The sequence below is a fragment of the Rhodococcus pyridinivorans genome (genome assembly GCF_900105195.1).
Taxonomy (GTDB): Bacteria; Actinomycetota; Actinomycetes; order Mycobacteriales; family Mycobacteriaceae; genus Rhodococcus; species Rhodococcus pyridinivorans.
In genome coordinates this window covers 1,192,291-1,211,887 of the sequence record NZ_FNRX01000002.1, presented here as the reverse complement: position 1 = coordinate 1,211,887, position 19,597 = coordinate 1,192,291, and the positions used below count along the sequence as shown (strand labels likewise).

Genomic DNA, 19,597 nt, shown 5'->3' with positions numbered 1-19,597 from the left:
ACGCGGTGGGCGCAGATCTGATCCTCATCGCCTACGACGGTTCCGAGAACTCGAAGCGTGCCGTGCAGTATGCGGGTCGTTTCCTCGAGTCGTGCCGTGCCGTCGTCGTCACCGCCTGGGAGCCGATGGTCCGGCAGGCCGCCCGCATGTCCGGCCTGTCCGGTGTCATGCAACCCGACTGGGTGCCCGACGAGAACAGCGAGGACGTCGCCCTGTCCGACGCGCGCATCACCAACGACGAGGGGCTCGAGATGGCCCGCTCGGTGGGTCTGCACGCCGAGGGCCGCACCGTCGAGGTCGTCAACGCGGTGTGGTCGGCGATCATCGAGGCCGCCGACGAGCTGGACGTCGACATCATCGTCACCGGCACCCGCGGCACCACCGGTCTGCGGTCCCTGTTGCAGTCGTCGGTGGCCGATCACGTGCTCCGGCACAGTCACCGGCCGGTCCTGATCGTGCCGCCGGGTCGCTGACGCCCCGCACCGGGTCACCGGCGCCGGGTGCGGGCAGGGATATTGTCGATCCACCATGGACGGATTCCTGCTCTCGCGCACCGAACGCTCGGTGCACGCCACCGGCACCCGCCGGTTCTTCGACGACGTCCACTCCGCCACGCAGGCACTCCGCAGCGGTAAGGCGACGATCGTCGTCGGTGCACTGCCGTTCTCGCGGCACCGTCCGGTGGCCCTCGCGCAGCCCGACGACGTCGAGATCCTCGACGGCCCGTGGCAGGCCCCGCCCGACCTGTCGGACCTGCCGCCGGTGCGGATCTCCGCCGAACTGCCACTGCCCCGCGTGCACGTCGAGCGGGTGCGCCGGCTCGTGGAGCAGATGTCCCTCGGGGAGATGGAGAAGGTCGTCGCCGCCCGGCGGGTCGCCCTCGAGGCCGACGCACCGCTCGACCCGCTCGCTCTCGCGGCCCGCATGATCGAACGCCATCCCGACGCGGCGACGTACGCGCTGGATCTGAGCGCGGCGGGCGAACGCTATTGGGGTCACACGCTGGTCGGGGCGACGCCCGAACTGCTCGTGAGCCGCCGTGGCGAGACCGTCACGTGCCGTCCCCTCGCCGGGACCGCCGCGCGCCGGGCCGATCCGGACGAGGACCGCCGCGCCGGTGAGGATCTGCTGACCTCGGACAAGAACCTCACCGAGCACGGTTACGTCGTCGACTGGATCCGCACGCGACTGGCCCCGCTGTGCAGCGACCTCGACATCCCCGACAAGCCCGAGCTCACCGCGACACCCGATGTCTGGCATCTCGCCACGCCGGTCACCGGCACCCTCCGCGACCCCGACACCGACGCGCTCACCCTCGCCCACGTTCTGCACCCCACCCCGGCCGTGGCGGGCACCCCCACCGAGGCCGCGCTGGACGTCATCTCCCGGGTCGAGGGCGACCGGCGCTTCTACGGCGGCGCGGTGGGCTGGTGCGACGAACAAGGCGACGGCGACTGGTTCGTCGCCATCCGGTGCGCGGAGCTCAGTTCCGACGGCCGACGCGCCGTGGCCTGGGCAGGAGGCGGCATCGTGGCCGACTCCGACCCCCTCGCCGAACTCGACGAGACCACCGCGAAACTGCGCACACTGCTCGGCGCACTGGGCGTCTAGCGCACCGCGGCGACGGTAAAGATCGACTCGGAGGCTCGCACCGTCCACCACCGCCTTCCGGGGTGATAGTTTGGCGCGGACCGATAGACAGCGTGGCGGCCGGCGATGACTGCCTGCGTCACTGGAGATGGGGAGACGGAATGGGGAAGTTCCTGGGACCGGGCCTGGGTAGCGTGGTCGTCGGTGCCGTACTCGGCGCCGTGGCGGTCTTCGGCGTAACGGCCGCTGTGCAGGAGAATTCGCGCCCTCAGATCGATCGCAGTGGCAACGCCGATTCGTCCCTCCTGAACCAGGTTGAGTACGGCAGCCGCTGACGGCGCCGGCAACGCTTCGAGTTCACGCACGTACCGAGGCGAGACGGAGCTCCCGTCCGCCGAACCGCTGTCCCGCCGGTGGCTGTACGCAGTCACCGCGGTGGCGGTGGTCCTGTCCTTCGCCCAGGTTCCGGGCCTGGTCGTCGCCGACACCAAGTACGACCTGACGCAGAACCCGATCGGATTCCTCACGCGCGCCGCTCACCAGTGGAGCAGTGTGGCGCCGCTCGGGCAGGTGCAGAACCAGGCGTACGGCTACTTCTTCCCGCACGGCTCGTTCTTCGCCGCGGGTCAACTGCTGCACATCCCCCCTTGGATCACCCAGCGGGTGTGGTGGGTGCTGCTGCTCGTCGCCGGATTCTGGGGTCTCGTCCGCCTCGCCGAAGCCCTCGGTATCGGGAGCCGTAGCTCCCGTCTGATCGCGGCGACGGTGTTCGTGCTGTCCCCGCGCGTCCTCACGACGCTCGGTTCCATCTCGTCGGAAGCACATCCGATGATGTTGGCGCCGTGGGTGCTGCTGCCGCTGGTGCGGTATCTGAACACGCAGAATCCGGGCTCGGCCCGCCGGCTCGCCGCGCAGTCCGCCGTGGCGGTGGCGCTCATGGGCGCGATCAACGCGGTCGCGACCGCCGCGGCCTGTCTCGTCGCGGCGCTGTGGTGGGCCGCGCACCGTCCGAACCGGCGCTGGTGGCGCTTCACCCTGTGGTGGCTGCCGCTGTGCGTCGTCGCGGTGACCTGGTGGATGGTGCCGCTGCTGCTGCTCGGTCGCGTCAGTCCGCCCTTCCTCGACTTCATCGAATCGTCCGGTGTCACCACCGAATGGACGTCGCTCGCCGAGGTGCTGCGCGGCACCAGCAGCTGGACGCCCTTCGTCTCCCCCGAACGCATCGCGGGCGCCGTGCTCGTCACGCAACCGGCCGCGGTCCTCGTCACCGGCGCCCTGGCCGCGGTCGGTCTCGCCGGTCTCGCGATGCGGTCGATGCCCGCGCGCGGTCGTTTCACCCTGATCCTCGTGGTGGGTCTCGTCGGCATGGGCGTCGGTTACGTCGGCCAGCTCGACTCGCCGTTCGCCGAGCAGGTCCGGTTGTTCCTCGACACCGCCGGTGCGCCGCTGCGCAACGTCCACAAGCTCGAGCCGCTCGTGCGACTGCCGATCGTGCTCGGGATCGCGCACCTACTGCGCGCCGTTCCTCTGCCCGGATCGGTGCCGTGGACGCGTGCCCGGAACGCCTTCGCGCATCCCGAACGCAATCCGATGGTCGCGGTGACGACGCTGATCCTCGTCGCGATGACGCTCGCGACCTCACTCGCGTGGACCGGGCGGCTCGCTCCGCGCGGCGCTTTCGACGAGGTCCCCGAGCACTGGCACGCCACGGCGGCCTGGCTCGAGGACAACACGAGCGAGCGCGGCGAACGCGCCCTCATCGTTCCCGGCGCGCCGTTCGGCAGCCAGATGTGGGGGCTCACCCGCGACGAACCGCTGCAGGCACTCGCATCGACGCCGTGGGCGGTGCGCGACGCCGTCCCGCTCGTGCCACCCGGCGCCATCCGTGCCCTCGACGCCGTGCAACGCGACATCGCCGACGGCCGCCCGTCCGACGGTCTCGCCGCGACCCTGCGCGGTCAGGGCATCGGCTTCCTGGTGGTGCGCAACGACCTCGATCCCGACACCTCTCCCGCCGCGCGACCGGCACTCGTGCATCGCGCGCTCGACGGTTCGCCGGGCATCGAGCGGGTCGCCGAGTTCGGTGACGACATCGTCTTCGACAACCCCGACGACTTCGTCACCGACGCCGACCTGCGACCTGCCTATCCGGCCGTGGAGATCTACCGCGTCGCCGAACCCGCCGCGGCACCCGTCGGTCCCTACGTCGTGGACATCGCCGACGTGCCGGTCGTGCAGGGCGGCCCCGAAGCGCTGCTGCGCCGCAACACCGCGCAGCCCGAGTTCGTCGGTCCCACGCTCCTCGCCGCCGACGCGGCCCGCGCGGGTCTGCCCGTCGACGAGGTGACGGTCACCGACACCCCGACGGACCGCGAGACGGACTACGGGCAGGTCGACCATCATTCGTCGACGATCCGGACCGCCGACGACCCGCGTCGCACCCACAACGCCGTCCCCGACTATCCGGTGCCCGACACCGAACTCGTCCGGGCCGAATGGGAAGGCGCCCGCATCAGCGTGTCCAGCGCGGCGTCGGATGCCACCCAGCTCGGTGGCACGTCGGTCGCAAGCAGCCCGGCCGCGGTGGTCGACGGCGATCCGACGACCGGCTGGCACAGCAACGGACTCGAATCGGCGATCGGCCAGTGGCTGCAGCTCGACCTCGACCGGCCGATCGAAGCGGGTCTGCTGCACCTGACGACCAGCTCCGGTGCTCTCGGCGATCCCGTCAAGTGGCTCGAGGTGTCCACCGACCGGGGCAGCACGGCGGTGCGCGTCGACGAACCGGGACGCGAACAGACGGTCGCGCTGCCGCTGGGCACCACCTCGTGGATCCGCATCACGTCCGTGCACACCGAACGCGGCACGGTCGGCAACCAGTTCGGTCTCACCGAGGTGGTCGTCGAGGACTTCACCGACCGGAACGAACCACGCCCGATCGACATCCGTCGCCGCATCGTGGTGCCGGGCCCGGTCGAGGACGCCGCGGTACGCGGATGGCAGCTCGGCCAGGAATTCCCCGGCCGCGGCAGCTGCGTCGACACCGACGACCGTGTCCGTTGCGCGCGGGGACTCGCCACCTCCGCCGAGGAACCCGGCATGTTCACCCGCACCCTGGACGTGCCGCAGGAGACCTGGGTCCGCCCGGAACTGCTCCTGCGCGCGCGCCCCGGGCCGGCGCTCGAGGACCTCGCGGACCGTTCGGATCGGGTCGTCGCGCGCGGTGACGCCGACGTCGTCGACCTGCATGGCTCGGCGTTCGCCCTCACCGACGGCGACCCGCGGACGTCGTGGACCGCGGAGGAGAGCTCGCTCGAAGCGGGTGCGCCGCGGCCGTCGCTCACGCTGGAGCTTCCTGAGGAGCAACGCGTCACGGGATTGGAGATCAGGACGGCGCTGGGAGCGCTGCCGGTCGCGCCGTCGCGGGTCGCGGTGAATCTCGGCAACGGACCGCAGGTGCGCGAACTCGACGGTGACGACACGATCGTCGATCTGACCCCGCACCTCACGGACCGGATCGAACTCACCGTGGTGCACTGGCGCGACACCCTCGATCGCACAGTGCTGGGTTTCTCGAAACTCACCCCGCCCGGGCTCGCCGAGGTGTCGGTGCTCGGCGACGACGGGCCGATCGGGGCACAGGGATCCGTCTACGACGAGACGGTGACCGTCGACTGCGAGCGCGGACCCGTCGTGGAGATCGACGGACGCAGCTACCGCACGTCGCTCACCGCGCGGGTCGCCGATCTCGCGGCGGGCGTGGAGGTCCCCGCGACACTGTGCGGCACCGACGTCGTCGGCATGAACCCGGGCCGGGTCGACATCGACGTCGATCCCGGTGCGGCCTTCGTCGTCTCGGGCCTTCGGCTCGACGTCCCCGGTCCCGACGCGCCCGTCGCGGAGCCGACGGAACTCGACAAGGGCCGCTGGACGGAGAACCTGCGCGAAGTGACGGTTCCGGCGGGCGACGAGGACCGGCTCGTGGTGGTGCCCGAGAGCACCAACGTCGGCTGGGTGGCGCGCACCCCGGACGGTGCCGTGGCGACGCCGGTCGTCGTGGACGGCTGGCAGCAGGGCTGGATCGTGCCGGCCGGGCCGGAGCAGACGCTGACACTCGAGTTCGCGACCGACCGCTGGTACCGGCTCGGGATCTTCGGCGGGTTGCTGTTGCTCGTCCCGTTGTTCGCGGCGGCCGTGTGGCCGCGGCGGCGGGTCGAGGATCCGGGTCCGATGCCGCGCACCTGGGGTTCGTCGGTTCTCGCGCTGACCGGTGTGCTGGTCGCCGCGACGCTCCTCGCGGGATGGGCCGGTGCCGCCGTCGCGGTCGCCGGCGCGGTGGGGATCGGTGCGCTCGCGGTGCGCCACGGCCCCGTCCTGGCGTCGCGTGTGCTCGTAGGCACCGCGGGTGGCGCGACGATGCTGGCGATGGCGCTGCTGTCCACCGGGCCGTGGCGATCACCCGACGGATATGTCGGGCACTCGTTCCTGATTCAGTTCGCGGCGCTCGTCGGCGTGGTCGCGGTGGGCCTGGCGGCGGTACCGCGCCGGGCCTTGTCCCAGCGGTGGAAGGCGGCCCGCGCCGGCTCCTCGACGAGGGCGTAGCTGACGGACGCGACGGCCAGACTCAGCACGACCGTCACCGTCAGGACGAACCAGAAGTGCCCCGCAAAAGCCGGGATCCCGAAGACGGGGAAGACGATCGACAGCACCGCGAGATGCCAGATGAACACGCCGTACGACCAGCGTCCGACGGCCAGTGCGGCCGGGCTCGCCAGGACGCGGTGCTGCCGGCGCGGTGCGAGGGTCAGCGGGGCGAGCAGGGCGAAGCTCATGATCGCGCCCAGGGCGATCTTGGCGAGATATTCGGTGGGTGCGAGATCGGTGAGCGTCTCCGGTCCGGCCAGCGGGGTGGTGGCGGCAGCGAAGGCGGCGACGGCGATCGCTCCCATCACCGTGCGCCGCGCCGCGAAGCGGTGCATCCACGTCTCGGGGCCGGTGACGAGTTCGGCGAGGATCATTCCCGCCGCGAACCAGGGCAGGTAGCCGGGCAGCCAGTTGGTGTGGTTGATGTGGTCGGGGGTGCCGACCGGTAGCCACGCCCACAGCAGCGACAGTGCGCTCACGGCGAGCAGCAGCGGGACGCGGTAACGGGCGGCGTCCCCGCGCAGCCCGCTCACCGCCAGCGCCAGCAGCGGCAGCACGAGATAGAAGGCCACCTCCACCGACAGACTCCACATCTGGGTGAGGCCCTCGGTGAGGGTCAGTGGGACGAACACTTGCACGAGCGCGAGATTCGACCACCACACCGTCGCGCCGCCGCCCGCGCCGGGCAGCAACCACAGCACCAGGATCACGACGGTCCAGTAGGCGGGGAGGATGCGGGTCGCGCGGGAGAGGAAGTAGCGGGTCGTCGAGGGGGACGGACCGAGCGCGCGGGCCGCGGCGGCGTGCGGTCGCCACAGCAGGAAACCGGACAGGGCGAAGAACAGGGCGACGGCGAGGTCGAACCGCGCCCACACCAGGCCGATCACTGAGTCGTGCACCGCGCCGGTCTGGAACGCGACGTGGGTGATCAACACGCCCACTGCGGCGAAACCGCGCATTCCTTCGAGTGCCGGAAGGAATCCGCTCATGCTGCGGTTCCGGTCGGTGGTAGTGGTCATCGGGCACCAGTGTGCCGTGTCGCGGGAGCGGTGGACAGAGCAGGATCACCCGGAACGGGACGATCCCGGCAGCGACGAAGATCGACTACCGATCCATCCCAGCGGCGAGCGGGCGCGCATATTGCCATACCGGGCTGTTAGTGTCTGAGCTCACGTGGTGTTCGCGGGCCGGATGCCAGGCGATCCGTGCAGCCCTGCTGCTGCCGGTGGGGGTACTCGATGACGACCGTTGAGTGAGGAGAAAGCATGGCTGAGCGTTCGAGCTCCGGCCGGATACTGGCAATGATTCTGGTGGGCCTGGGGGCCTTCCTCCTGGTGATCGCGATTCTCGTGCCGACGTACACGCTCGGGAAGCTGAGAACGACACCGCTCGATCTCGAGGTGACCACGGTCGCCGAAGGCACGGGCGACATCCTCAATTCCCGTCAGCTGCTCGCCGGCAACGCGCAGGTCGATCGCGACGTGCCGATCGTCGCGCAGCGCTTCGTCACCGTCGAGGATCCCTCGAACGCCGAGGTCATGACGCTGCAGGCAGGCCAGACCGTGCGACGACTCGACATGCAAGGGGACACGGGCCTGGTCTCGGCCGTCGTCGACCGTCTCACGATCGACCGGAAGACCTCCATGCCCGTCTCGGAGGAGGAGTTCCCGGAGCGCGTGAGCACGATCCAGGTGAGCGCCGACAAGCCGCCGGTGGAGATCGACAACCGCGCCGGACTGCAGTACAAGTTCCCGTTCGACGTCCAGCAGGAGTCGTACCCGTACTACGACATCAACGCTCGCGAGAACTTCCCCATCGACTTCGTCGGTGAGGAGGAGATCAACGGCATGAAGGTCTACCACTTCAGCCAGGAGATCGGGCCGGTCGACCTCTCGAAGGCCGACCCCGAGGTCCCGACCTACAAGCTCAGCCTGCCCGCCTCCACCTGGGGTGTCGGTGAGGGCGACGAGCCGATCACGATGACCCGCTGGTACAACAACATCCGCGACCTGTGGGTCGACCCGGTCACCGGTGTCGTCGTCAAGGGCCAGGAGCAGCAGGACCAGTACTACGCCCGCGAGGCCGACAAGCCCGAGGTGACGGTCCTCAACGTGACGCTGCCGTTCGACGAGGAGACGATCGAGTACCAGATCGGCCAGGCCAAGGACGGCCAGGACACCATCTCGCTGTTCGGCCGCACCCTGCCGATCATCCTCGGCATCCTCGGCGTCATCCTGCTGATCGTCGGCTTCGTGCTCGGCATCCGCGGTGGCGGCAACCGTCGTCCGGCCACCGCGACCGGCGGTCCCGCCCCGGCAGGTCCGGCCACGACCACGGTCGGCCCGGCGCATTCGGGCGGCGCGCAGCGCGATCACACCGAGGACCGCACCGAGGTCATCCCGCGCCAGACCGATCCGAACGCGCAGCAGCGTGATTGGACGACGGATCGAACGCAGGAGATCCCGCGCACCGATCTGCGGAAGCCTCCGACGCAGGAGTGATCGTCCGGTAGACGAACCGAGCCGCCCCTCACCGATCCCGGTGGGGGGCGGTGTCGTTCGCGGGTGACTCGTCGGTGGACGGGGTCACCGCGTCGTCCGTGGACGACCGGGCCACTGCAGCACCGCGCAGAGCGAGCACCGCGACCACCGCGGCCGTCGCGGCGGCCACACCGACAGCGACGGCGATGAACTGCCGCAGGGTCGACGCCACCGTGAACATCAGCACCGCCTCGAGGGCGAGGCCCACCCACGCGACGAGCGCGAGATGGGTACGTTCCCCGGCGATCGCCGACAGCAGCGCGCCCTGCAGGACGGCCAGACACGCGCCCTGCAGTGCGAACAGCCACAGCAGCGACTGCACCGGCCCGTAGGCGTCGCCGACCAGCATCGGGACGATCGGTGCGCAGATCGCCGCGCCGGCGACGAGCACCGCGCCGATCGCGACGAGGACGGTGAGCGCCGACCGCACCGCGGCCGCCGACTGGGCGGGATTCGCCATCCGCGGATAGAGCACCACACCGACCGCCTGCGGCAACCAGAAGGCGACCTTCGTCGCCACCGCCCCCAGCGCGTACAACCCGGCGGAATCGGGATCGAGCAGCATGCGGGCGAGCAGCAGGTCGAGCGACGTGAGCGCGATGAGGGCCAGCTGCACCTGGGAGGCACGCAGCACCGCCCCGGCGGTCGGGACCGGTTCCGTCCGTCCACCCGACGTCCGGCCCACGAGCACACTCGCGGCCAGCGCGACCGCACCCGTGCCGAGCGCCCCGGCGAACAGCGCGGCACCGGGGCCGCCTCCGACGGCGAGCACCGCCACGGCCGGCACCACCTTCGCGACGCCCGCGGCGGACAGGACGACGCTGAGCGCTGCGAACCTGCCCCGGCCCTGCAGCAGGCCCTGTTCGGCGGCGAGGAGGACGAGCAGCGGCGCGGTGACGAGCGACCCGAACGCCCCGCCGACACTCGTGTCGAGCGCCCACGCCACGACGGGCACGAGGAGCATCGCGACGACGATGGCGAGCACGGCGCAGCGGTAACCGAGACGACGCAGCGCCGCGGCGCCGGTGCCGTGCACGGCCTCCCGGGCGACGACCGTCTGCAACGCCAGTGCCGGCACGGCGAGGACGAGCTGCGCGGCGAGCAGGCTCGCGAACTCGCCGTATCCGGCGGGCCCGAGCCAGCGTCCCGCCGGCAGGTGCAACAGATAGGACGCGAGGTTCGCGGTCATCGCGCCGACCGTCACCAGTGTCATGCCGGTGACGGCGGTTCCCGTCGTCGAACCACGAGTGGTCTCGGTTCCCTCCGACGCGGGTCGGGGTGTTCGCGGCATCCGCTCATCCTCCCATCCGGAACGACACCGTATTCTGCCGCCATGTCCCGCCCGGAGTCGTCCCGCATGTCCACGACGGCGGCTCTCCCGGCGGTCTGGCCCCTCGTCCTGACGGTCGCGGTGCTCGGTCCGTTCCTCGTCTCCCCCGGCTACCTGCTCTTCCGCGACGCGGTGAGCACTCCCCGATCGTTCCTCACCGATTCTGCGCTCGGTCTGTCCGACGCCGCCGCCCGCGCGGTGCCGCAGGACGCCCTGCTGGCGTGGGTGAGCACCGTCGTCGACGGTGGTGTCGCGGTCACGGCGCTGCTCGTCGCGTCGTTGTGGGCGGCGGGATGGGGTGCGGCACGGCTGGTCGCGGTGGTGCTGCCGACGAGCGGAACCGGCGCCCGGCTCGTCGCGGCGACGGTCGCGATCTGGAATCCCTATGTCGCCGAGCGGCTGCTGCAGGGCCACTGGAGTCTGCTCGCCGGGTACGCCGCGCTGCCGTGGACGATCTGTGCGGCCGTCGCGATCCGGCGACGGAGACGCGGCGGCTGGGCGTCGCTGGCGGTCTGCCTGGCCGCTGCGGGGCTGACCCCGACCGGTGCCCTGCTGGCGATCGTGACGGCCTGCGCCGTCCTCGTCGCGCCCGGTGGGCGGACGCGGGTGCTGCCGCGCGTGGGCGGCGCACTCGCGCTGGGTGTCGCGGTGTCGTTGCCGTGGCTGATCGCGACGGCGCTCGCCGGTGGCGGCACCGAAGCGGACCCGGCCGGTGTGCGCGCCTTCGCCGCCCGGGCCGAACCACTGCTCGGCACGATCGGTTCGGTGGCAGGGCTCGGCGGGATCTGGAACGCCGAATCCGTCCCCACCTCGCGCACTACCGCATGGGCGCTGATGGGCACCCTGCTGCTGCTCACGGTGGTGGCGTGCGGGGTGCCGGCACTGTGGCGGCGACGTAGGAACTCCGTGATCGTCGCGGTCGCGGTGCCTGCCGTCCTTGCGGTGCTCGTCATCGCCCTCGCCGCGACCGGCCCGGGACTCGCCGTCGGCGAATGGGCGATGGTGAACGTGCCCGGCGCGGGACTGCTGCGCGACACCCAGAAGTGGGTCGCGTGGGCGATGCCCGCCTACGCGCTCGCCGCGGCGGCCGGCACGACCGTCCTCGCCCGGCGCTTCGTGGCGCCCGAACCGGTGTGGGCGGCGGCCGCGATCGCCGCCGTGCTGGTCGCGCTGCCCGACCTGGTGTGGGGTGTGGGCGGGCAACTGCAGCCCGTGCGCTATCCGTTGGGCTGGGAGAAGGTGTCGCAGATCGTCACGGCCGACGACGGCGACGTGGCGGTGCTGCCCGTGGGCATGTTCCGGGTCTTCGACTTCTCCGGGCCCGTACCGGTGCTCGATCCGTCCCCGCGCATGCTGCGCGCCGACGTCCTGCAGACCGGAACCCTGATCGTCGCCGAGGGCAGTGTCGCCGGGGAGGGTCGTCGCGCGGAGGACGTCGAAGCCCTGCTGCTGTCCGGCGCGGATCCGAGTGCGCTCGCCGCCCGCGGGGTGGGCTGGGTGCTCGTCGAGCACGGCACGCCGGGCGAACTCGGTGACGCGCAGAGCACGCTCGGAGCCCTCGAGACCGCTTATCAGGACGAGGATCTGAGCCTGTACCGGGTGGAGGGAGTCACTTCGACCCCGTCACCCCATCGCGCCCTGGCGATCGGGGCGCACGTCGTGTGGCTACTGGTACTGGCCGGCGGCGCTGGCTGCGCGCTCGGGCAGCGGGTCGGCGAGCGTCGACGGCTCGTCGGCGCGCGGGAACAGTCCTGAGACGGTGTGCCCGAAGGTCGTGACGGACAGGACCTCGTGCACGCCCTCTCCCGTGGCCTCCCACGAGAACTCGCCCGCGCGGATGCGGGCCTTGGTGCCGAGCTGACGACGACGGTCGGCGTCGGCGATCAGATCGGCGACGGCGGCGGTCAGTTCGGCGGGCGAGTCCACGAGCACACCGGTCACGCCGTCGATGATCGAGTCGGTCAATCCCTTGGAGCTGCGGTAACCGATGGTGGGCACACCGTGCTGGGCGGCCTCGACCACCGCCAGTCCCCACCCCTCCTTGCGCGAGGGCATCACGTGAATCCAGGTGCGGGAGAGCAATTCGTGCTTGCGCTGCTCGTCGACATGGCCGTGGAAGGTGACGGCGTCGCCGATGCCGAGTTCGGCGGCCGCATCGCGGAGGTTCTGCTCCCACCAGCCGCCGCCGATGACGTCGAGATGCAGACCCGGGACGGTGCCGCGCAGCGCCGCGACCGCGGCGAGGGCGTCCTCGATCTGCTTGTGCGGCACCAGCCTCGAGAGCACACACACGCTCGGGTGGGCCGTGCGCGTGTCGTCGCCACCCACCGCGACACCGGCGGGAACGGCGTCGACACCGTTGCGGACCACCGCGATCCGCTCCCGGTCGACCCCGAGAGCGCGCAGTTCGTCGGCGGACGGAAGGGAGACGGTGAGGTACTGGTTGCGGTGGTGCACGCGCGGCGAGAGCGACGACTCGATCCACCAGCCGAGCTTGGCCATCAGCCTGCCCGCGACCGGCCACTGTTCGCGGTGGCAGTGGTGCACGAGCACCGTGACGGGCGCACCGGCGACGAGCCGGGCGAAGAACGGAATGCCGTTCTGGGTGTCGATGACGGCGTCGGGACGGATACCGGCGAGGGGGCCGACACCGAATCTGCCTGCGAGGATCGCGGCGAGCGCGCGCGGATAGACGGTGAGCCGTCCCCCGCCGCGGCTGACGGTGATGCCGTCGATCCGGTCTCGCTCGGCGGCTCCGGGATAGGAGGCAGTCCGCAGGACGACGCGGACGCCGCGCGCCGCGAGCTGCGCCCCGACCTGTTCGAGATACCGCTCGCTGCCACCACCCTGCGGATGTCCGCTATCGCGCCAGCAAAGCAGCAGAACCTCCCGCACGCGGTGACCCCCTGTATGTCGACTCGACCACCCGGCCGGGCAGATGTGACTCGGACGATGACAGGGACACAGTAGCGGGTGCCGGGCGGCAACAGGTGAGGGACGAGTGTGAGGCCCGCACTAAGGTGACTGGACGTGCCATCGACGACCCGACCCCGCACCGACGTGACCCGGCTGTTCGCCCGCCGCGCCACACTGCGCCGCTCCGTGGGGTTGCTCGGCAGCTTCCGGTTCGAGCAGACAGCACCCGAGAAGTTCTACGGCGGTCTCGCGCGCGACACCGTCGACCTCATCGGCGATCTCTACACGGGTCTGACCGGCGCCGATCTGACGGGCACCACGGTCGTCGACGTCGGCGGCGGACCGGGCTACTTCGCCGACGTGTTCACCGAGGTGGGTTCGCGCTACGTGCCGATCGAGCCCGACCCGTCGGAGATGCACGCCGCCGGCCTGCAGGTGGGCGGCGCGATCCGCGGCTCCGGCCTGGCGCTGCCGTTGCGCACCGGGTCGGTGGACGTGTGCTTCTCGTCGAACGTCGCCGAACACGTCGCGACGCCGTGGGTGATGGCCGACGAGATGCTGCGCGTCACGCGGCCCGGCGGACTGATGGTGCTGTCGTACACCCTGTGGTGGGGACCGTTCGGCGGGCACGAGACCGGTCCGTGGCACGCCTTCGGCGGCGAGTACGCGGCCCGGCGCTACGCGCGCAAGCACGGCAGGGAGCCGAAGAACCGGTACGGGGTGTCGCTGTTCGACGTGGGCGCGAGCGACGGTCTGCGCTGGGCACGTTCGACACCCGATGGCGAACTGCTCGCGGCCTTCCCCCGCTACCACCCGAGTTGGGCGTGGTGGCTCGTGGACGTGCCCGGCGTCCGGGAGTTCCTCGCCAGCAACCTCGTACTGGTCCTGCGCCGACGCTGACCCGTCGCTTAGTGTCGTCGCCATGACCGCATTGGCCCTGGACGTCGGCGGCACCAAGCTCGCCGCGGCCGTCGCCGCCGACGACGGCACCCCGCTCGAAGCCCGATCCGTGCCGGTCCCCCGGAAGGACGTGTGGGGCGCGTGCGCGGGACTGTTGCGGGAGGTCGCGGAGATCGGCGAGGGACCGGTGACCGCCGTGGGTATCGCTGCGGCAGGACCGGTCGACACGAACGCCGGGACGATCGGCCCGATCAACATCTCCGAGTGGAGCTCCGGCTTCGCACTCGTCGACGCCGTGCGTTCGGTGTTCCCCGACGCCCGCGTCGATCCGGTGATGGACGGCGCGGCCGCGACCCTCGCCGAACAGCGCTTCGGTGCCGGACGCGATGTCGCCGACCTGCTCGGGGTCGTGCTCGGCACCGGCATCGGCGGCGGTCTCGTGCTCGGCGGCCGGATCGTGCGCGGCCGCACCGGAAACGCCGGCCACATCGGGCACGTCGTCTCGCCCTACGGCACGACGGTGTGCGCGTGCGGAGGCGTCGGCTGCATCGAGACCGTGGCGAGCGGCCCGTCGGCGGTGCGCTGGGCCCGTGCCCACGGCTGGGAAGGCCCCGACGGTGTCGCGCTGGCCACGGACGCCGAGGCCGGGGTCGGCGTCGCCGCCGCGGCCCTCGAACGGGCCGGGACGGCACTGGGCCAGGTCATCGCGTCGGCAGCGGCACTGACGGATGTGGGACGCGTGGTCGTCGGCGGCGGCTTCGCGCAATCGGGCGGGCACCTGTGGCGGCCGATGCTCGCGTCGGCGGCCCGGCACGCCCGCCTACGGTTCGTGCAGGACCTGCAGATCGTCCCCGCCGAACTCGGCGCACTGGGCACCCTCACCGGCGCATCGATCGTCGCCGCAGGTCACGACTGGATAACCTGATCGGGCACACCCGGTTTTCCGGCCTACCCTGAGGACCACATCGGAGTCCCGGCGGAAACCGGTGAGGGGCCGCCGGGATGCTCTGCGAGCAGATCGGCGGTACCGGATGCGGATTGCTGACATTGTGCGGAACAAGGGCTCGGCGGTGCACACGGTCGAGCCCGACACCACGGTGTGCGAGCTCATCGGCGACTTCGCGCGGTTCAACATCGGCGCGATGGTGGTGTGCGAGGGCAAGACCGTCGCCGGGATCGTCACCGAACGCGACGTCGTACGCGCCCTGCACGAACGCGGACCGTCGATCCTCGCCGCCCCGGCACACGAACTGATGTCGCGGACGGTGACGACCTGCCTGCCCACCGATTCGGTCGACAGTCTCGCCGAGACCATGACCGAACAACGGATCCGGCACCTACCGGTCGTGGTGGACGCTCGGCTGGTGGGGATCGTCAGTATCGGCGACGTGGTCAAGAGCCGCATCGACGAACTACAGACCGAACGCGACCAGCTCGCCTCCTACATCCACGATGGTGGCTAGAACTGATCAGTTCTCGCCGGTCGCGGCGTCGTCGGGAGCGGTGTCGCCGGTGGCACTCTCCTCTGCGGCACCGCCCTCGGTGGCGCTCGGGCGATCGAGGATGCTCACGCTCATCCCGTAGGGCAGGAACCGCACCGAGCGTCGCGGGTCGGTGTTGCCCTTGAGCGTGCGCAGCGCGTCGAGTTCGGTGCGATGGACCTGGTCGACGCGGGCCACGCCGTCGTCCTCGGTGGTGTAGACGACCCAGACGCCGTCGCCCTTCTCACCGGTGGTCTCGGGCCGCGGCTGCGTGCGCGTCGGCGCCACCGGCGGTTCGAGGAAGGAGAAGATACGGTCCTTCAGTTCCCGCAGTTCCTCACCGGCTTCCCGCACCACGCGGTCGAGATCTTCGGGGTCGAACCCGAACGGATTGTTCTCCGCCATGACATGTCTCCTGACCGTTGGGCACCCTCCAGTGTGGTGACGGTCGCCGATTCGCGCCACCCGGCTCCTCCCCCGCCCTACGGTGCAGTCGAGGGAGGAAGGAGACGTCCATGGTGAACGACACGGATCTGCAGCATCTGCGGCGGTGCGTCGAACTCGCGGAGGAGGCGGTCGCGGCAGGTGACGAGCCGTTCGGGTCGGTGCTCGTCGACGCGGACGGCACGGTCCTGGCCGAGGACCGCAACCGCATCGCCGGCGGCGACCGCACCCGGCATCCCGAGTTCGCGCTCGCGCGGTGGGCGGCCGAACATCTCGAACCCGACCGGCGTGCCGCCGCCACCGTCTACACCTCCGGTGAGCACTGCCCGATGTGCGCGGCCGCGCACGGCTGGGTGGGCCTGGGGCGGATCGTCTACGCGGCGTCCTCCGAGCAACTGGTCCGGTGGCTCGGCGAGATGGGCGTGCCGCCGGCACCGGTACGTCCGCTGCCGATCCGCGAGGTCGTGCCGGAGGCCGTCGTCGACGGGCCCGTTCCCGAGTTCGAGCAGGAGATTCGGCTCCTGCACCGTCGCTGCCATCTCGGGGATCGAGCCTTCCCATCCCGTCCGGTCTGGTCACCCCCTGGTCAATAGTTGTAACGTGTTCTAGTGTTCGAGGTCACACGAATGCGGCCGATACACGAGCACAGCCAGGTGAGGAAGCGACATGACCGACTACGACAAGTTGTTCATCGGCGGCCGATGGGTGGCACCGTCGACCGACGAGAGACTCGAGGTGTTCTCCCCCGCCACGGAAGAGCGCGTCGGTTCCGTGCCCGTCGCGGGACCGCAGGACATCGATGCCGCGGTGTCCGCCGCCCGCACGGCCTTCGACGAAGGCCCGTGGTCGCGCACCACCCCGAGCGAGCGCGCCGAGATCCTCGGCAAGGCAGCAAAGCTCATCGAGGAGCGTCGTGCGGAGATCGGCGCCTCGCTCACCGCGGAGATGGGCCAGCCGCCGGCCTCGGTCGAGATGATGCAGCTGACGTCGGGCCTGGCCACACTCGACTACTATGCGGGGCTTGCCGATTCGTTCCCATGGACCGAGGAGCGCACCGGCCTGTTCGGTCGCAGCCGCGTCAGCCGCGAACCCGTCGGCGTCGTCGCCGCCGTCATCGCGTGGAACGTGCCGCTGTTCCTGATGCTCAACAAACTCGGACCCGCCCTGCTCGCCGGATGCACGGTGGTCCTCAAGCCCGCTCCCGAATCGCCGCTGACGACGAACGTCCTCGCCGAGATCTTCACGGAGGCAGGGCTTCCCGAGGGCGTCCTCTCACTCGTGCCCGGCGGCGCCGAGACCGGCGAGTACCTGGTCTCGCACCCCGACGTCGACAAGATCACCTTCACCGGTTCGACGGCCGTGGGTCGTCACATCGGTGAGATCGCCGCGCGCGGACTCAAGCGCTGCTCGCTCGAACTCGGCGGCAAGTCGGCAGCGATCATCCTCGAGGACGCCGACCTCGACTCGACGATGCCGATGCTGGTGATGTCCGGCCTGATGAACACCGGTCAGGCCTGCGTCGGGCAGACCCGCGTCCTCGCGCCGCGGTCGCGCTACGACGAGGTGATCGAGAAGATGACCGCGACCGCGGCCTTCTTCCCCGTCGGACTGCCCGATACCGAAGGCGCACAACTCGGTCCGCTGATCTCCGCGAAGCAGCGCGATCGCGTCGAGTCCTACATCGCCAAGGGCAAGGAGGAAGGCGCGCGTCTCGTGCTCGGCGGTGGTCGCCCCGAGGGCATCGAGACGGGCTACTTCGTCGAACCGACGATCTTCGCCGACGTCGACAACTCCATGACCATCGCCCGCGAGGAGATCTTCGGACCCGTCATCTGCGTGATCCCCTACGACAGCGTCGACGAGGCCGTGAAGATCGCCAACGATTCCGACTACGGCCTGGCCGGTTCGGTGTACACCACCGACGTCGAGAAGGGCCTCGAGATCGCCTCGCGCGTGCGCACCGGCACGTACGGAATCAACTGGTACGCATTCGATCCGGGTTCACCGTTCGGCGGCTACAAGAACTCCGGCATCGGCCGCGAGAACGGTCCCGAGGGCGTCGAGGCGTACTGCGAAACCAAGTCGGTGCTGTACCCGCTCGGTTACGAGGGCTGATCCCGGAAAAAAAGGGGAGGATATGTACGTTCTCGACGGAGAACTCGCACATATCCTCCCCTCTTTCGTGTTTCGGGAGGACGCGACCTCAGATGTACATCGCGGGATCGATGTACGTCGTCGGATCCACGAGCGGTTCGTGCTTCTTGCGGGACCGGACGGTCGCGGGGATACCCGTTGCGATCGAATCCGCCGGCACGTCGTGGGTGACCACGGCGTTGGCGCCGATCGCGCTGTCGTCCCCGATCACCACCGGGCCGAGGACCTTCGCCCCCGCCCCGACGGTGACCCGGTTGCCCAGCGTCGGATGACGCTTCTCCTTCGCCAGCGACCGGCCGCCGAGCGTCACGCCGTGGTAGAGCATCACGTCGTCGCCGATCTCGGCCGTCTCTCCGATGACCACGCCCATGCCGTGGTCGATGAAGAAGCGCCGGCCGATGGTCGCGCCGGGGTGGATCTCGATGCCGGTGAGGAACCGGGTGAACTGCGCGAGGATCCGCGCAGGTCCCTTCAGGGCGGGCACCTGCCACATCCGGTGCGCGATGCGGTGCGACCAGATCGCGTGCAGCCCCGAATAGACGATGGCGTTCTCCGCGTCGCTGCGCGCGGCCGGATCGTGGCCGCGCGCCGACTGCAGATCCTCCCGGAGAGTGTGCAGGATACCCACGACGGCGATCAGTCCCGGATGTGCTCGAAGAGCGGGGTGGAGATGTACCGCTCACCGAAGTCGCAGACGACGGCGACGATCAGCTTGCCGGCGTTCTCGGGACGCTTCGCCAGCTCGAGGGCCGCCCAGACGATCGCACCCGACGAGATGCCGCCGAGAATGCCTTCCTGGGTGCCCAGATCGCGCGCGATACGAATCGAATCCTCGAACGACACGTCGACGATCTCGTCGTAGACCTCGCGGTCGAGCACGTCGGGCACGAAGTTGGCGCCGATGCCCTGGATCTTGTGCGGTCCGGGCTCGCCACCGTTGAGGATCGGCGAGTCGACCGGCTCGACACCGACGACCTTCACGTCCGGCTTGTACTCCTTGAGCCTGCGGCCCGCGCCCGTGATGGTGCCGCCCGTACCGATGCCGGCCACGAAGATGTCGACCTCACCGGCGGTGTCCTTCCAGATCTCCTCACCGGTGGTGTTGTAGTGGATCTCCGGGTTCGCGGGGTTGCCGAACTGGCGGGCGAGGATCGCGTTCTCGGTGTTCGCGACGATCTCCTCGGCCTTCGCGACGGCACCCTTCATGCCCTCGGAGCCGGGGGTGAGGACGATCTCGGCGCCGTAGGCGCGGAGCATCACGCGACGCTCGGTCGACATCGTCTCGGGCATCGTGAGGATGACCTTGTAGCCGCGCGCAGCGCCGACCATGGCGAGCGCGATACCGGTGTTGCCGGAGGTGCCCTCGACGATGGTGCCGCCGGGCTTCAGCTCACCGGACTTCTCGGCGGCGTCGACGATCGCGACACCGATGCGGTCCTTGACGCTGTTGGCCGGGTTGTAGAACTCGAGCTTCGCGGCGACGGTGGCGCCGGCTCCCTCGGTCAGACGGTTGAGCTTGACGATCGGGGTCCGTCCGACCAGCTCGGTGACGTTGTCGTAGATCCTGCTCATGCTCGATCCTCCTCATGGCCACACAC

At 70.4% G+C, this 19,597-nt stretch carries 17 protein-coding genes; 11 read left to right on the top strand and 6 right to left on the bottom strand.

Features of this window, described 5'->3' with window-relative positions:
• Positions 1 to 5: 5 nt before the first annotated feature.
• From BLV31_RS06360 to BLV31_RS06345, 4 genes are all read left to right on the top strand, one after another.
• Positions 6 to 473, top strand: coding sequence for a universal stress protein (locus BLV31_RS06360; protein ID WP_006552670.1), 468 nt, complete (start codon positions 6 to 8; stop codon positions 471 to 473).
• Positions 474 to 528: 55 nt separating this feature from the next.
• A complete protein-coding gene (locus BLV31_RS06355; protein WP_064061924.1) occupies positions 529 to 1,611 on the top strand; it encodes an isochorismate synthase in 1,083 nt (360 codons plus the stop codon).
• A gap of 140 nt (positions 1,612 to 1,751) precedes the next feature.
• Positions 1,752 to 1,925, top strand: coding sequence for a DUF2613 domain-containing protein (locus BLV31_RS06350; protein ID WP_006552672.1), 174 nt, complete (start codon positions 1,752 to 1,754; stop codon positions 1,923 to 1,925).
• Entirely contained in the window at positions 1,906 to 6,192 is a 4,287-nt protein-coding gene (locus BLV31_RS06345; RefSeq protein ID WP_064061925.1) for an alpha-(1->3)-arabinofuranosyltransferase, read from the top strand. The genes BLV31_RS06350 and BLV31_RS06345 overlap by 20 nt, the downstream gene beginning before the upstream one ends.
• Here BLV31_RS06345 and BLV31_RS06340 read toward each other — a convergent pair.
• Positions 6,081 to 7,253: an acyltransferase family protein gene (locus tag BLV31_RS06340; RefSeq protein ID WP_033096313.1), complete on the bottom strand. Its 1,173-nt coding sequence runs from the start codon at positions 7,251 to 7,253 to the stop codon at positions 6,081 to 6,083. The genes BLV31_RS06345 and BLV31_RS06340 overlap by 112 nt on opposite strands.
• 246 nt (positions 7,254 to 7,499) lie before the next feature.
• Here BLV31_RS06340 and pgfA point away from each other — a divergent pair, with 246 nt between their 5' ends.
• A complete protein-coding gene (gene pgfA / locus BLV31_RS06335; RefSeq protein ID WP_072740554.1) occupies positions 7,500 to 8,735 on the top strand; it encodes a cell envelope lipid trafficking protein PgfA in 1,236 nt (411 codons plus the stop codon).
• Between the two features lie 28 nt (positions 8,736 to 8,763).
• On the opposite strand, the gene BLV31_RS06330 is transcribed toward pgfA, so the two are convergent.
• On the bottom strand, positions 8,764 to 10,065 hold the full coding sequence (locus tag BLV31_RS06330; protein ID WP_019290885.1) for a lipopolysaccharide biosynthesis protein: 1,302 nt from the start codon (positions 10,063 to 10,065) through the stop codon (positions 8,764 to 8,766).
• Positions 10,066 to 10,107: 42 nt separating this feature from the next.
• Here BLV31_RS06330 and BLV31_RS06325 point away from each other — a divergent pair, with 42 nt between their 5' ends.
• Positions 10,108 to 11,859, top strand: coding sequence for an MmpA family trehalose lipid delivery protein (locus BLV31_RS06325; RefSeq protein ID WP_064061926.1), 1,752 nt, complete (start codon positions 10,108 to 10,110; stop codon positions 11,857 to 11,859).
• On the opposite strand, the gene BLV31_RS06320 is transcribed toward BLV31_RS06325, so the two are convergent.
• Positions 11,770 to 12,999: a glycosyltransferase family 4 protein gene (locus tag BLV31_RS06320; protein WP_064061927.1), complete on the bottom strand. Its 1,230-nt coding sequence runs from the start codon at positions 12,997 to 12,999 to the stop codon at positions 11,770 to 11,772. The genes BLV31_RS06325 and BLV31_RS06320 overlap by 90 nt on opposite strands.
• A 165-nt stretch (positions 13,000 to 13,164) precedes the next feature.
• On the opposite strand from BLV31_RS06320, the gene BLV31_RS06315 reads away from it, so the two are divergent.
• The 3 genes from BLV31_RS06315 to BLV31_RS06305 all read left to right on the top strand — a co-directional run bounded on the left by BLV31_RS06315 (position 13,165) and on the right by BLV31_RS06305 (position 15,383).
• Complete coding sequence (locus BLV31_RS06315; protein ID WP_006552681.1) at positions 13,165 to 13,920, top strand: class I SAM-dependent methyltransferase; 756 nt, start codon at positions 13,165 to 13,167, stop codon at positions 13,918 to 13,920.
• Positions 13,921 to 13,942: 22 nt separating this feature from the next.
• Positions 13,943 to 14,845, top strand: coding sequence for an ROK family protein (locus BLV31_RS06310; protein ID WP_006552682.1), 903 nt, complete (start codon positions 13,943 to 13,945; stop codon positions 14,843 to 14,845).
• Between the two features lie 106 nt (positions 14,846 to 14,951).
• Positions 14,952 to 15,383 (top strand): CBS domain-containing protein, encoded by a 432-nt coding sequence (locus BLV31_RS06305; protein WP_024102052.1) that lies wholly within the window; start codon positions 14,952 to 14,954, stop codon positions 15,381 to 15,383.
• A 6-nt stretch (positions 15,384 to 15,389) separates the two neighbouring features.
• On the opposite strand, the gene BLV31_RS06300 is transcribed toward BLV31_RS06305, so the two are convergent.
• Complete coding sequence (locus tag BLV31_RS06300) at positions 15,390 to 15,806, bottom strand: Rv0313 family protein (RefSeq protein ID WP_006552684.1); 417 nt, start codon at positions 15,804 to 15,806, stop codon at positions 15,390 to 15,392.
• Between the two features lie 110 nt (positions 15,807 to 15,916).
• On the opposite strand from BLV31_RS06300, the gene BLV31_RS06295 reads away from it, so the two are divergent.
• Positions 15,917 to 16,438 carry a nucleoside deaminase gene (locus tag BLV31_RS06295; RefSeq protein ID WP_033096317.1) on the top strand — a complete coding sequence of 174 codons (522 nt, stop codon included), beginning with the start codon at positions 15,917 to 15,919 and terminating at the stop codon, positions 16,436 to 16,438.
• A gap of 73 nt (positions 16,439 to 16,511) precedes the next feature.
• Positions 16,512 to 17,960 carry an aldehyde dehydrogenase gene (locus BLV31_RS06290; protein WP_006552686.1) on the top strand — a complete coding sequence of 483 codons (1,449 nt, stop codon included), beginning with the start codon at positions 16,512 to 16,514 and terminating at the stop codon, positions 17,958 to 17,960.
• Between the two features lie 88 nt (positions 17,961 to 18,048).
• Here BLV31_RS06290 and epsC read toward each other — a convergent pair whose 3' ends face one another.
• Positions 18,049 to 18,627: a serine O-acetyltransferase EpsC gene (gene epsC / locus BLV31_RS06285; protein WP_006552687.1), complete on the bottom strand. Its 579-nt coding sequence runs from the start codon at positions 18,625 to 18,627 to the stop codon at positions 18,049 to 18,051.
• An 8-nt stretch (positions 18,628 to 18,635) separates the two neighbouring features.
• Entirely contained in the window at positions 18,636 to 19,571 is a 936-nt protein-coding gene (cysK, locus tag BLV31_RS06280; RefSeq protein ID WP_033096318.1) for a cysteine synthase A, read from the bottom strand.
• Positions 19,572 to 19,597: the final 26 nt, after the last annotated feature.

Coding starts and splice junctions, on each gene's coding strand:
- BLV31_RS06305 (WP_024102052.1), top strand. CDS start 14,952: ATGCGGATTGCTGACATTGTGCGGAACAAGGGCTCGGCGGTGCACACG.
- BLV31_RS06300 (WP_006552684.1), bottom strand. CDS start 15,806: ATGGCGGAGAACAATCCGTTCGGGTTCGACCCCGAAGATCTCGACCGC.
- pgfA (WP_072740554.1), top strand. CDS start 7,500: ATGGCTGAGCGTTCGAGCTCCGGCCGGATACTGGCAATGATTCTGGTG.
- BLV31_RS06310 (WP_006552682.1), top strand. CDS start 13,943: ATGACCGCATTGGCCCTGGACGTCGGCGGCACCAAGCTCGCCGCGGCC.
- BLV31_RS06350 (WP_006552672.1), top strand. CDS start 1,752: ATGGGGAAGTTCCTGGGACCGGGCCTGGGTAGCGTGGTCGTCGGTGCC.
- BLV31_RS06340 (WP_033096313.1), bottom strand. CDS start 7,253: ATGACCACTACCACCGACCGGAACCGCAGCATGAGCGGATTCCTTCCG.
- BLV31_RS06330 (WP_019290885.1), bottom strand. CDS start 10,065: ATGCCGCGAACACCCCGACCCGCGTCGGAGGGAACCGAGACCACTCGT.
- BLV31_RS06295 (WP_033096317.1), top strand. CDS start 15,917: ATGGTGAACGACACGGATCTGCAGCATCTGCGGCGGTGCGTCGAACTC.
- cysK (WP_033096318.1), bottom strand. CDS start 19,571: ATGAGCAGGATCTACGACAACGTCACCGAGCTGGTCGGACGGACCCCG.
- BLV31_RS06290 (WP_006552686.1), top strand. CDS start 16,512: ATGACCGACTACGACAAGTTGTTCATCGGCGGCCGATGGGTGGCACCG.
- BLV31_RS06355 (WP_064061924.1), top strand. CDS start 529: ATGGACGGATTCCTGCTCTCGCGCACCGAACGCTCGGTGCACGCCACC.
- BLV31_RS06325 (WP_064061926.1), top strand. CDS start 10,108: ATGTCCCGCCCGGAGTCGTCCCGCATGTCCACGACGGCGGCTCTCCCG.